The sequence below is a fragment of the Chitinophaga sp. CCNWYY40 genome, from assembly GCF_037483205.1.
In the GTDB taxonomy this organism is placed as follows: Bacteria; Bacteroidota; Bacteroidia; order Chitinophagales; family Chitinophagaceae; genus Chitinophaga; species Chitinophaga ginsengisegetis.
In genome coordinates this window covers 188,017-201,077 of sequence record NZ_JBBHLF010000003.1, presented here as the reverse complement: position 1 = coordinate 201,077, position 13,061 = coordinate 188,017, and the positions used below count along the sequence as shown (strand labels likewise).

Sequence of the window (13,061 nt, the reverse complement as noted above, 5' to 3'; positions counted from 1 at the left end):
TCCTTATGCCACTATCCGTGAGATACCGATTGTCGGTAATGATGTTGCTGGAATATTTTGTGTGGGGCGCATGGTATGTAACTATGGGAACCTACCTGCTGGTGACGCTGAAAACGGGTGCTGTGCAGGTAGGCGCGGCATATGCCAACCTTTCTATTGCAGCCATAATTTCACCCTTGTTTATAGGCCTGGTAGCCGACCGTTTTTTTTCTGCACAGCGGCTGCTTGGCACACTGCACCTGCTGGGGGCAGCGGTCCTCTTCTGTATCAGCTATGTGCATGAATTTAATGTCTTCTGGTGGCTGATACTGTTGTATACTTTGTTATATATGCCCACCATTTCTTTAACAAATGCTGTTGCCTTCCGGCAGATGGCAAATGCAGGCAGGGAGTTTCCGGCTATACGGGTTTGGGGCACGGTGGGCTGGATAATAGCAGGTTTGCTGGTCGGTGGCCTGCATATCGAAAACAGTATGCTGACTTTTCGTATAGCCGCCGCCAGTGCTTTCTTATTAGGCATCTACAGCTTTTGGTTACCAGATACCCCTCCTGTAAAACAACAGGCGGATCTGCGGGGAATATTGGGAGTGGATGCATTGAAGCTTTTCAACAACCGTTCCTACACGGTATTCTTCATCACTGCTGTTGCCATCTGTATTCCCCTGGCTTTCTACTATAGCTTTGCCAACCCTTTCCTGAACGATATGGGTGTGCGGAATGCCGCAGGTAAAATGACGATGGGACAGTTGTCGGAACTGCTGTTTATGCTATTGATACCATTGATGTTTGCGCGCCTGGGTGTAAAGAAGATGCTTCTGCTGAGCATGTTGTGCTGGGTGCTACGATACCTTGCTTTTGCATGGGGCAACAATAACCACGAGGCCTGGATGCTGTATGCGGGCATATTGCTGCATGGCATCTGCTATGATTTCTTTTTTGTAACCGGACAGATATACACAGACAAACAGGCAGGCCTTGCAGTTAAAAATTCGGCACAAGGGCTGATCACCTTTGCCACCTATGGTGTAGGCATGCTTATTGGCTCTTTTGTATCAGGTTTTACAACAGGCGCCTGCAGTACGAACATCAACGGTGCGTTGCTGTATCAATGGCGCAATATATGGCTGGTGCCTGCGGGCATCACTGCTGTGTGCATCCTTTTTTTTACTTTTTTATTCAGAGATAACCAACACAAATAATTAATGTAACATCTAAACAGAATATTTATGGGAAAAAGAATAGCTATGCTTGGAGCTGGATTCATTGCTCGTTTTTATGCAGATGCCATCCAGGGGCAGAGAAGCAGGGACCGTATCACAACTGTGTATTCCCGCAAAGAAGAGAGCGCCGGGAAATTTGCCGCAGATTATAATGTACCTCATTATTCCACCAGTCTGGAGGCAGCAGTAAATCATCCGGATGTGGACGTGGTATGTATTGCGCTGCCTAACCACCTGCATGTAACAGCGGTACTTGCCTGCTGTATGGCAGGTAAGGCAGTAATCTGCACCAAGCCGCTCGGCCGTAATGCCGCAGAGGCCAAACGAATGCTGGAAGCGGTAGAAGCAGCTGGCGTTTTTCATGCTTACATGGAAGATCTGGTATATACGCCCAAGTTTTCAAAGGCATTACAAAGTGTGACAGCGGGAGCGCTGGGCCGTATTCTTTGGGCAAAGTCGCGTGAAACGCATCCTGGTCCGCACAGCGAATGGTTCTGGAATAAAGAGCTGGCCGGCGGTGGTTGTATACTGGATCTGGGCTGTCATTGTGTGGAAATTACCCGTAGTTTTATCGGCAAAAATATCAGGCCGATGGAAGTAATGTGCTGGGCGGATACACAAGTAAAACCGATTGATGCAGAAGATCACGCCATTGCATTGATAAAGTATGAGAACGGCGCTATCGGACAGTTTGAGGTAAGCTGGACCTTTCGGGGCGGCCTCGATCTGCGCGATGAGGTAATGGGCACAGAAGGCACCATCTGGATCAACAATTTTTTACGCACCGGCTTTGACATGTTTACCACCGGGAAGGGAGCTGATTATGTGGCGGAAAAGGCAGAAAGTAACAGTGGATGGGTATTCCCGGTAGGCGATGAGCTGAATGATCTGGGCTACAACCATATGTTTGCTGACATGTTTAACGCATTGGAAGAAGAAAGGGAGCCAAGAGAGACCTTTTATGACGGGTATGTAGTAAATGCAATATTAGATGCGGCTTATGCTTCAGCAGCCAGCGCCCGCTGGGAGCCGGTTAAACTAGAGGTCTGGCGGGGACTCATGGGAGCGGGTAAGGCCAATACACTGATTGATTATGATGATCATCATTTTCTGATAAAAGAAGAGATGACACATTTTGGCAGCACCAAGTTAATTCTGAAAGAAAAAAACAGTGGGAAGATCATTGAAATTGTAAAATAACAGCATCATGGAAACCTCAGGGAATAGCCGCAGACAATTTATCAGGACGGCAACCATTGCAGGAATAGGACTTGGTTTCGGTGGAACCTTAAGCCGTGTGTTTGCTCAAACACCAGTATCTGTTGGAAGAAGGATTGGCATTATTGGGCTCGACACCTCACACAGTGTTGAGTTTACTAAGATGTTCAACTCGCCCGATGCCGACCCTGCATTAAAAGGTTTTCGTGTAACCGCAGTATACCCTCAGGGAAGCAGGGATATCAAATCCAGCCTGGATATGGTACCTGGTTATCTCAAAGAGATAAAAGAAATGGGCATTGAAATAGTTGATTCCATTTCTGCGTTGCTCGAAAAAACGGATATGATATTGTTGGAGTCCAACGATGGACGAGTGCACCTGGAACAGGCCTTGCCTGTGCTGAAAGCCGGTAAGCCTATGTTCATCGATAAACCGGTTGCCGCTTCACTCGCTGATACCGGGGTCATTTTTAAAACAGCCCGGCAATATAAGGTGCCCGTTTTCTCCTCCTCAGCCCTGCGTTACATGGATAGCGTGCAGCAGGTGCTGAAAGGTAAAGTTGGTAAAGTAACCGGAGCTGATGTATATACACCGGCTTTCCTGGAGAAAACACATCCTGATCTTTTTTGGTATGCTATACATGGAGTAGAAGTATTATTCACCCTTATGGGCACCGGCTGCCGTAAGGTAACCCGCATCTCCGGACCAGACATTGATGTGGTAACTGGTGTATGGGAAGATGGTCGTATAGGTGTGCTCCGCGCCATAAAAAAAGGCCCCTATGGCTTCGGAGGCCATGTATTCGGAGAAAAGGCCATTGCTCCTGTCAGCGACTTCGATTCTTATAAACCACTGGTATACCAGATTGCCGCCTTTTTTGACACCGGTATAGTACCGGTAAAACCAGAAGAGACGCTGGAAATAATCGCATTTATGGAAGCGGCGGATGCAAGCAAAAGGAAGAATGGAGCTACTATAAAAATGGGGAACACCATTTTTTGATCATGGGAAAATGATTGATAAAATTTGAGAGGTGTGCTTGATAACTGATAAAAAGGCATCGTTTTTAACGATGCCTTTTTGAATTTTGGAACGTCACTCCGGTGTACATGAATCCGTCATGTATGTGTTAAGTTTTACAACATCATAAAATGTTTTCATCTTGTTGATTTCGTTTTAAAACTTTTGTAACATGCTATCTTGCTGGTAAGAGAGCTCCCTACCCAAATTTCGGCTCCAACGGCGATTGCCACTGTTCCCCATCCAAAGTCCCGGTCACCTCCATCAATCAGGGAATTAGCGGTAAATGTTACTGGATTAATTTCCGCAACTGAAAATTGATTACCGCCTACTGCCTGTTGGAGCGAATGCGCTTTAAAAAGAATAGCGGGACTTGCTTTTTGACCGGCCAGAAGCAGATTCCCTTTTTCCGTCCAGCGTAAATTGTCGGTGAGAAAATCCAACTGGATATAGGAATCAACGATGGCTCTATTCAGTGAAAACCTCCATAATCGGCGCGTTGCCCATTCTGAAACATAAAGAATTTGTCCATCCCTGGATATTTCAATGCCATTGGCCCCTGATAGCAATTTGCCATTAAGCGTTTGCCATCCTTGGCCAGAGGTCCATTTCCAAACCTGCCCGGTAGGCTTGCCCTTTTCGAATTCGTCAATGAACTTTTTATCTGCCGGGTCATACATACTGGTCACGAAAACCGTTTCGTCCGGAGATACCACAATGCCATTGGCCCATACTGTTGTTGGAAGCCCGATACTCTTGCTCCAGGTAATCTGCAGGTCTTCGGACCGTAAATCAACATCAAAAATCTCAATTGTCTCTTCGCTTCCATGGCTTATAACAAATAGCCGGTACTGATTGATTCCGGTTTGAAGACAATTTATTCCATGTGGTCTGAATAGTTTATTGATAGGATTATTATCAGGTAGATTGCCGTTTTTGAGAGGTGTCTGGCCTGGAAAAACTTCTAGTGGCGCGGTACCCTGTTTATCCAGATCAATAGCCATAAGCTTCCCGGATTTAGTCGTCGATGAACTGTAGCAACTGACAATGATCCAATGAGTCCCTGGTAATTGGAGCAGATCCTCCGGGTTTTGTACGCCGGTCAGAAATCGCTCTGGTTGATCCTGTGCCATCAGTTTTTGCCAGGAACCCACTATTAGCAGGAGTGCAATCACCGGCAGTAAACTGGCGATAAATCTTTTTGTCATTAATTAATATATTATTTGAAAATCAGGTTATCAGTGATTAACCATTGCCATAGCACCTTCGCTGTAACGGGCGCCAATATTCGGATATTTCGCAGCTATTGCATCAATCAGTGCCAGCTCCTGATTGGTCAATTTAATCTCAACCGCACCGGCATTTTCTTCGAGATATTTTCTCCTTTTGGTTCCGGGGATCGGGATGATATCGTCGCCTTGCGCAAGTACCCAGGTTAACGCCAACTGGGCGGGAGTGCAGTTTTTATCTTTTGCCAATAGGGCGAAATCAGCAACAAGCCGGGCATTATTTTCTGCATGCTCGCCATGAGAGCGTGGCAATGTTCGTCTGAAATCATCTTCGGCGAGACTATTGAGATCGAGTACATTGGAAAATAGCCCTCTTGCCAGGGGAGCATAGGGAATCAGACTGATTTGTAACTCCCTTATAGTTTTCAGGACTTCGCCTTCTACATCACGGGCCAGCAATGAATATTCGCTTTGCAGGGCTGCAATCGGGTGGATCGTATTTGCCTTTATAATGGAAGCGGGTGATGCTTCGCTCAAGCCGATATAACGGACCTTGCCTTCTTTGACCAGATCGGCCATTGCACCTACCGTTTCTTCAATCGGTACATTCGGATCAACCCGGTGAGCATAGTACAAATCAATGGTGTCAATTCTCAGGCGTCTCAGGCTTTGCTCCACGGCAATTTTAATCCAGGCAGGCGAACCATCGAAAAATGTATTTGCTGCTCCGCTATGCCCTGCTACACCATCTTTAAACCGAAAGCCAAACTTTGTTGCGATGAATATTTTTTCGCGGTTAGGGACCAATACTTTTGAGATTAGCTCCTCATTCGCTCCATTGCCGTACATATCAGCCGTATCCCAAAAGTTGATGCCCAGATCTAATGCCTTTTCAAGTGTGGCTATGTTTTCTTTATCATCTGCCGGGCCATAAGCAAAGTTCATACCCATGCAGCCAAGGCCGATAGCTGACAGCCGTTCATTGGTTTTTCCCAGATTTCTGTATTGCATAATCCTTAAATTTTATTCTATGCAAAAGTAGAAATAGGAAAAGCCTCCTGTTTATAACAATCAAACGGATTCTTACACTATTCAAACAACCATATTACGAAGTTGGTTGGGTGACATGCCGGTGTGTTTTTTGAAGAAATTGGTAAAATACGACGGGTACTCGAACCCCAGGCTGTATGCGATGTCCGCAATATTCCAGTCCGTATGTTGCAAAAGGGCGCCCGCTTCTTTAGTTATCCGGGCAGCGATCTGTTCGGAAGTCGTTTTTCCCGTGGCTTCCTTTACAGAGCGGTTCAGATGATTAATATGCACTGATAGCGCATGAGCGTAATCTGCAGGAGTTTTCAGTGACAGACTTGCTAATGGCGAATCTATAGGAAATTGTCGCTCCAGCAACTCCAGGAATAGCCCCGAAACCCGCGCCGAGGCATTGGCATATGCTCCAAAATTATCGGCTGGATTGGATTTCATCGCCTCATGGATCAGCAAGTGCAGATAACTACGCAACACGTCATATTTCTGAGCGTAGCTGGAAGCCATTTCCGCCATCATCTTTTGAAAGATGACAGAAATTTCCTGCAGCTGTGCTTCTTCGGGAAAGAAAATGGGATTGCTCCCTATTTTAAAGAGTGGGGAATCCCGCAGGCTTTCTACGCGTTCAGTGTGCTGGATAAAGCCTTCAGTAAATAGACAGTACCATCCGGATTGGTTCTCGGACTCCGGTTCCCAGGAATAGGGGACTACCGGATTTGAGAAAAGCATTGCAGGGCGGTCTATCTGTACCCACTTGTCTGCATAATAGAGCTTGCCCCTCCCAATGATCAGAGATGCCTTGTAAAAATCCCTGCGACTATAGGGTGAAACAACAGAACAAGACTCCCGGCTGAAGACATTGAAATGACCTATCCCCGCATTATTTGTTGATTGCAGCGAGGTAACCTGCCTGGGCAGTCTTTTGTAAAAATCTTCAACACTTTCTGTCGTTTTCATGATACAAAATTATAAAAATCAAACATAATCCCAAAAGAAGATATAACGATGTTTGTAAAAACGCTTTTTGGAATGGCGGGACTGGATCAAATCAAAAACCATCATGCCATCAGGGAAATTAGGGCATATTCCTGTACGTGTTCAAAATAGTTACTCCGCTTCTTCAAACCCATCCCAATAATATTCTCCCTCATAAATACCTGAGTCAATGTAATAATCAAATCAGAGTGGCAGCTACGAAGAAAATTTGCCCCTGTTTGAAGGTTTACTTATATTAGTTCAATCACTGTACTAACCAGCCCTAAGGCCCAAATAAAGTATAATGAAATTAGCACCTATCCAGACGTTTGAAATCCAGGATGCCGGACAAAAACAATTTCACAGGATCGTAGTCTTAAATACAGGAACCGTTGTGGGATATTATTCGCAGGACGAGACCTGCTTTTTAGAGTGGTTTAAAGGAAATGAAATCGTGGAAACAAAGGTAGATGAAATAGCCTGTGATGTTTTCGAAACCCCGGCTTTCTTCCATTTTCAAAACTACGTAGGACTTTATTCTTCCAAAAATGACTTCGTCATTCTATATAGTGAAAGCGATAAAAACACTCCCACCAGGATTTCTATCACGAATCATCTTCCTGAAACAAAGTATCCAAATTTCGATAGACCCTTGTCGAATTACCACTCGGCAGGCAACACTGATACCAACATAATGCCTATACTTTTCACCAATGGAGGCATGTTACCTGTATATGCAGCCAACCTTCAGGTTGATGTAGAAAAGGGAACTGCCAGTTGGCTGGATTTAAAATACTGGAACAACAAACAACCGATCGCCCTGGAAAACGAGAGTTTCGATAAGCCGCAAAAACCATTTACAATCTTGCATGCACTGAATAAAAAGAACGTTACTTTCCTGTACGGGATCGGCGACAGGGATGGCGGTTATTTAAAGCCGGGGATGGAGTTCTCGGAATTAAGTACGGTAGATGAAAAAGGAACGGTAAAAGAGACATTATTTTCTCTGGGAAGATTGTACAAAGAGAGTAAAAAGGGAGGTAAAGAATGCACATTCTCCTCATCGGGCAAGTATGCCATACTGACGCCGGCATTTAAATCAGACGATTGGAAAAACAAACAGAAGTTATTAGAGCTGGAGAGTAAACAGCTTATAGACCTGGAGCTTCCGAAAGCGCTTTCGGATTACCGGGTAATTGATCATAATAATGAAGTTTTTTTGTTGGTGAATCGGCATCCCAACCTGGTATTTGCCGGCACTGATAGTATTATTATTTGTAAGGCACAATAGCCGTTAGCGTTATATCAACAGCTACAAAAGTTACTGCGATAATCAGGCATAGCCAGGCGTACTTGCTATCCTTTTCTTTTTCTCAGGCAGAGTATCCTCCGGAAAACGGAGTAGCATCAACAATACACCTAACATGCAAAGAAGGTTGATGCCACTACCAGGCTTTAGCTTTATCTGCTACAAGTTAATAGTAACACCATCATCTGGGATGTTGGAACTCTGAGTAATTCTTATAACTAATTGATTAAAAACAAAAAGGCACCGCTCTCGCGATGCCTTTACTAATTTCAGAGCGTCCTGCTCCAGTTGTCCTGATCTCGGGAGTAATATTGAACCACTACTCCGGTTTATATAGTTTATAAAAGACATTGTCCATGATATTGATCAGGCACTTAGGCATTTTCTAATAGCATTAAAGCAGATGTTCTTGTGCGGCCTGATAAACTGTTCTGATCACTGGTTGAAAGCCCAGGCTTCTGGCAAGCGAACTATCGGAATGGAGATACCAGGGGTTAACCAAAGGTTCTGACGACGACTCCATCGTGTTGCCTGCAAGCTGCAATAACTCGTAGAGCGATGTAGGGGCCTCATCAGCAATGTTCACTATGTGGTTGTCCATAATGCCATCCAACGCCATGCTGATAGCGGTATAGATATCGTGGTGGTGAATGGTACTCATTCTCATGGCAGGGTGAAACTTTGCAGCGGCCACATGTTGAGGTAATGTGTCGAGATGCCCGTCACCATCTCCGTACACAAATGGGAACCGAAGGATTGACCAGTTAAGCCCGCTCCCCCGCAGCTCATTTTCTGCCGCAACTTTACTGGCCGGATAAGCATGTTGGGGGGTAACTTCATCATCCTCACGGCCGGGATGCGGGTTATTTATGTTATAGACATGGCTGGTACTGGCAAAAATGAAACGTGCATCAGGTGCATGTGCTTTCGCTGCAGCGATCAGGTTGCGGGTCCCCTCCAGGTTACTCTTCCAGATCAAATCTGTATCGGGTGATCGGAATACGGCTGCCAAATGAATGATAGCTGAAACCTCTTTTACAGCTTTGGCCAGTGATGCAGGGTCTAACAGATCACCTTCCACAACCATTGTTCCGGGTGGAGCTTCTTTCTTACCGCGCATCAGTGCGCGGCAATCAAAGCCAGCATTAATAAGTCGCGGCAACAGACGCGCACCAACCAGACCGCTCCCACCGGTTACTAATATTGTTCCTTTTTGTTCTTTCATTTTTTGAATTTTATCCTGAACAAAGGTCGGAGCTGCTCTTTTAAACATGCCGGACAAATAGTATTAGTTCCCTGACAAATCCTTAGAAAATTGGGCAATTGTTTGCCCCGTGACTTTTTTAAAAAGGCGGGAAAAGTATTCCGGATCGTTAAACCCCAACCCATAAGCCAGCTCCTTGATCGTTGTTTTTTCGGCATAGCTGATACGTCGCCTTGCTTCCAGGATCAGCCGCTTGTTGATGAACTCTTTTGGTGAAAGCCCGGAACAGTGTTTAACGATCTGATATAAGCCATTGGTATTGACACCCAATTGCCGGGCGATCCTGCTGATACTGTAATGATTCGTCAGGTTATGTTCTATGAATACTTTAAAAGCTATAAACGTAGAAAGCTTGCTGTCCACAGGATTTCCCTGCAACCTGAAATAAGCGGTATTGATTTCTGTAAGCAAACTGTTTAGGTGTGCCAGGATCAGTTCCGGCTCAGTATGCCAACACTTTAACAGATCGAGCAGCATAGTGAAGATGGCTTTCATACGCATTGCCGCAGATTGTTTAAAACTCACCTTCTGATAATTCAGCGGATTGATCAGAAAAGGATATTGTTTCGGCAATAGGGACAAACAGCTTTCGTCAAAGCCCAGTTTGATGAAATTCGCGCCTTGCTCCAGTACCGGCTGATCATGGACCTGGTATGGCATAACAAATATCAACTCGTTGTCGCCCGCTTCATACTGCTGCAAGTCTATGTTGTGCCAACTACACCCATCCAGCATAAACAAGAAAAGGTAGTATGGCGTGACCTGCGGAGCATTGTAGTCAGCTGCCTCCAATTGTGATAGGTGGCCGAAATCAGGAGAAACGATCCGGATCGGAAGCTTGTCGTTTTGCCTGAGTTTGTAAAGAAAGGAAGCACTGTTCTGCATATTCAGTAAATTTAAAAAATGTATTGTAAGGCATGTAGGAACTTTAATTAAATGACTTTACAGAAACATAATAGCAAGTGCTGATAGCGTCAGAACGCTTTTTCTCCGATCAGTTAAAACTTTGCCGGAAATCTAAAGGGCTTTGCCTGGTTTTACTTTTAAATAATTTATTAAAGGATTGTGGATGTTCAAAGCCGAGCTCGTATGCGATTTCACTTACGGATAATTCGGTTGTGGACAGTTTTTCTTTGGCCTTATCGATCAGTTTATTGTGAATGATCTGCCGGGTGGTCTGCCCGGTCAGTTGTTTCAGCAGGCTACTCAAATATTTAGAGGAAATGTTAAGCGCGTCGGCGAAGTATTGTACAGAGGGTAAGCCTTTCGAAAGTAAGGCTTCGTTGCTTAAATATTCGTTTACCATCTCTTCAAACCGATCTAAGATCTTATGGTTGGTGATCTTCCGGGTGATGAACTGGCGCTGGTAAAAACGTTCCGCATAGTTCAGCAGCGTTTCCAGGTTTGAGATGATAATGTCCTGGCTGAACTTATCAATGTTAGAATGATATTCAGTTCTGATATTCTTTACCAGGTCATTGATAACCATTTCTTCCTTATCAGAAAGGAAAAGCGCTTCATTTGTGGAATAGCCAAAGTATTCGTATTTCTTGATCTTTGTGGCAAGTGATGTGTTCCATAAAAAGTCCGGGTGTATGAACAGCATCCAACCTTCGAGATTTGGTGGCACGCCGTTCTCTTCACCACGCAATACCTGGCCAGGAGACATAAAAGCCATGAGCCCTTCGTCAAAATCGTACTTCTGCTGTCCGTAGAAAAGATTGTCGCAACCCCTTTTCATGGATATTACATATAAGTCAAATATAACGGCGTGGATATCCGGATCACCTTTCAGGCCTTTAAGATCGAGAATACTGATCAGCGGGTGATGCGGTTTGGGAAGCCCCATCAAACGGTGTATCTCCGTTATAGACTTTATCCTGTATGGCTTTGCATTTGGCATATCTATGAGTAATTTAATCTTTGAACGGATACTTCAGCCATATCATAATTAAAGGCATGGCTAAGAACGGGATTTCTATCAATGCCATCTTCACATTCCCGGCTCGTATTGCAAACGCCATGATCACAACAATTGATATTGCATTCAGCAAATTACCCAAAAAGAACGTTCCAGGGATCAGTAAGAGTACACCGATTGCGATAGTCAAAAAAACAAAGATCGGGATCGCCGGTTCACTTATTCCTAAGTCCGCCATCATTTTAATTGTTTCGGGATTGTTTCTAAAGTGCGATGTGTCCCAGGCATGTTTGAAACTGAGTGATACGGACACAATCAATAACAACAACGAAATTAAGTTCTTTATCATAATTAATTAGGTATTTAAGATACAGGAAAAATCCTATTAGCGGAATGGCAATGGAAACCAGGAACCCGAACCTTGACAGTAGAAATATTAATTGTCGGCGCACAGTTATTCTACACGTTTCCACTTGTAGGTTTTACCCAACATAGGAACACCTTTGTAGCCGCGTGTTTCAAGGCTGTTTGCGTTTTTTAGCTGGCCTTTCAAACTATAAGTATTGCCATCCTGTACGCTATACAGTTTACCATCACGATATTCACCATCTGTGTAAACAAGCTCAGTGATATGGGTAAGGCCTTGCACGGACCTGCTTCTCAGTTTCCCGTTGGGATTTTTGACATCTTTCTTCGGCGTTTTACCATCAGCTTCAAACATATCCTTTGCCCATAACAGTTTGGCCGCGTAGGTGTTACCTGCTTTAAAGACCTCTATTTTATAATCTTCGCATTGCCAAACACCTATGATTTGGTCTGGTGATAATTTCTGAGCGAAAGATGAAATAGACAGCAGGAGTATGATCACCGCTAAAATTGATTTTTTCATTTTTGAAATATTTATTTGCTGGTATTTAGTTGTTTAAATTTTTCGAACTCCCTGTGTCCGAATCTCATCAATTGACCTGGCATGATCCTGCTAAGTAGCTTAACTATCTTAACTAAAAATGGCTTGATCTCCGGTGTGTTTTTTATAAGTCCATTAATGGCAATATTTACCATTTTATCCACGTCCATCATTTGGCCCGGATTGGGCTGCAGTACCCAATCATTTTGGAGATTGGTGTTAACGCCCGGGGGGATCACTTCGAAAACTTTTACATTGGTTTTGCTAAGCTGTAACCTCAGTGCCATCGTGTAAGCGTGGGCTCCCGCCTTTGATGCACTATAAACAGGTGCCGATGAATAGGCCATAAATGCAATTGCTGAAGAAACATTGACAATCGCAGCCGACCTTTTTTTAATCAGATGTGGCAGGAACTGATGTACCATGCGAATCGTGCCTGAAAGATTAATGTCGATCTCACGCGTGATGTTTTCCAGGTCTTTGCTGCTGTCCTGTACATCGATGAGCCGCATCTCTCCCGCATTGTTGATGATCATATTCAATTCGGAGAATTGTTGTGTCACCTGAGCATAAAGACGCTCAATGTTCCGCGGGTTACTCACATCGCTTTGGAAAATGTGTATTTTCGGGAAAAGCTTTTTGGTATTATTTAAGGTTTCCTGGTTGCGACCTGTAACAATGACCTTAGCTCCCTGGTCGGTAAGCTGTTTCACAAATTCCAAACCTATTCCGCTGGTTCCTCCTGTAATCAGGACGGTACTGCTCTTTAAATCCATATTACTTTACATTTTGTTGATGCAAAGTTCAGTCACAACCAGTCATGGAATGTATCCAAAAGTCGCGAAGGTGTAGCAGAAAGACATATGGTCTCATCGATATCGATGAGACCTTTCTTTCCGGAGCGTCACTCCTAAGTTGTACCGATCTCGGGATACCGATCTCGAAGAACCTGA

The 13,061-nt window shown here is 44.4% G+C and carries 13 protein-coding genes; 4 read left to right on the top strand and 9 right to left on the bottom strand.

Going from position 1 to position 13,061, the window contains the following annotated elements; genetic code table 11:
• Positions 1–5 precede the first annotated feature (5 nt).
• Genes V7S65_RS11465 through V7S65_RS11455 form a run of 3 tightly spaced genes read left to right on the top strand, consistent with a single transcriptional unit; the run spans position 6 to position 3,441 of the window.
• Positions 6–1,199 (top strand): nucleoside permease, encoded by a 1,194-nt coding sequence (locus V7S65_RS11465; RefSeq protein WP_336387056.1) that lies wholly within the window; start codon positions 6–8, stop codon positions 1,197–1,199.
• A 27-nt stretch (positions 1,200–1,226) separates the two neighbouring features.
• A complete protein-coding gene (locus tag V7S65_RS11460) occupies positions 1,227–2,420 on the top strand; it encodes a Gfo/Idh/MocA family protein (RefSeq protein WP_336387057.1) in 1,194 nt (397 codons plus the stop codon).
• A 7-nt stretch (positions 2,421–2,427) separates the two neighbouring features.
• Positions 2,428–3,441 carry a Gfo/Idh/MocA family protein gene (locus V7S65_RS11455; protein ID WP_336387058.1) on the top strand — a complete coding sequence of 338 codons (1,014 nt, stop codon included), beginning with the start codon at positions 2,428–2,430 and terminating at the stop codon, positions 3,439–3,441.
• Between the two features lie 155 nt (positions 3,442–3,596).
• On the opposite strand, the gene V7S65_RS11450 is transcribed toward V7S65_RS11455, so the two are convergent.
• From V7S65_RS11450 to V7S65_RS11440, 3 genes are all read right to left on the bottom strand, one after another.
• Positions 3,597–4,667 (bottom strand): SMP-30/gluconolactonase/LRE family protein, encoded by a 1,071-nt coding sequence (locus V7S65_RS11450; RefSeq protein WP_336387059.1) that lies wholly within the window; start codon positions 4,665–4,667, stop codon positions 3,597–3,599.
• Positions 4,668–4,697: 30 nt separating this feature from the next.
• Positions 4,698–5,699, bottom strand: coding sequence for an aldo/keto reductase (locus V7S65_RS11445; RefSeq protein ID WP_336387060.1), 1,002 nt, complete (start codon positions 5,697–5,699; stop codon positions 4,698–4,700).
• An 81-nt stretch (positions 5,700–5,780) separates the two neighbouring features.
• On the bottom strand, positions 5,781–6,689 hold the full coding sequence (locus V7S65_RS11440) for a helix-turn-helix domain-containing protein (RefSeq protein WP_111580690.1): 909 nt from the start codon (positions 6,687–6,689) through the stop codon (positions 5,781–5,783).
• A 322-nt stretch (positions 6,690–7,011) separates the two neighbouring features.
• Here V7S65_RS11440 and V7S65_RS11435 point away from each other — a divergent pair, with 322 nt between their 5' ends.
• Complete coding sequence (locus V7S65_RS11435; RefSeq protein ID WP_336387061.1) at positions 7,012–7,998, top strand: hypothetical protein; 987 nt, start codon at positions 7,012–7,014, stop codon at positions 7,996–7,998.
• Positions 7,999–8,410: 412 nt separating this feature from the next.
• On the opposite strand, the gene V7S65_RS11430 is transcribed toward V7S65_RS11435, so the two are convergent.
• The 6 genes from V7S65_RS11430 to V7S65_RS11405 all read right to left on the bottom strand — a co-directional run bounded on the left by V7S65_RS11430 (position 8,411) and on the right by V7S65_RS11405 (position 12,884).
• Positions 8,411–9,289: an NAD-dependent epimerase/dehydratase family protein gene (locus tag V7S65_RS11430; RefSeq protein ID WP_227024718.1), complete on the bottom strand. Its 879-nt coding sequence runs from the start codon at positions 9,287–9,289 to the stop codon at positions 8,411–8,413.
• Between the two features lie 15 nt (positions 9,290–9,304).
• The gene (locus V7S65_RS11425) at positions 9,305–10,165 is read right to left on the bottom strand and encodes a helix-turn-helix domain-containing protein (protein WP_336387062.1); all 861 of its coding nucleotides are present in this window, start codon (positions 10,163–10,165) and stop codon (positions 9,305–9,307) included.
• A 109-nt stretch (positions 10,166–10,274) separates the two neighbouring features.
• Complete coding sequence (locus V7S65_RS11420) at positions 10,275–11,183, bottom strand: helix-turn-helix domain-containing protein (protein ID WP_336387063.1); 909 nt, start codon at positions 11,181–11,183, stop codon at positions 10,275–10,277.
• A 13-nt stretch (positions 11,184–11,196) separates the two neighbouring features.
• Entirely contained in the window at positions 11,197–11,550 is a 354-nt protein-coding gene (locus V7S65_RS11415) for a hypothetical protein (RefSeq protein ID WP_079473213.1), read from the bottom strand.
• A 105-nt stretch (positions 11,551–11,655) separates the two neighbouring features.
• A complete protein-coding gene (locus tag V7S65_RS11410) occupies positions 11,656–12,090 on the bottom strand; it encodes a DUF2147 domain-containing protein (RefSeq protein ID WP_336387064.1) in 435 nt (144 codons plus the stop codon).
• Between the two features lie 11 nt (positions 12,091–12,101).
• Entirely contained in the window at positions 12,102–12,884 is a 783-nt protein-coding gene (locus tag V7S65_RS11405) for an SDR family oxidoreductase (protein WP_336387065.1), read from the bottom strand.
• Between the last annotated feature and the right edge of the window lie 177 nt (positions 12,885–13,061).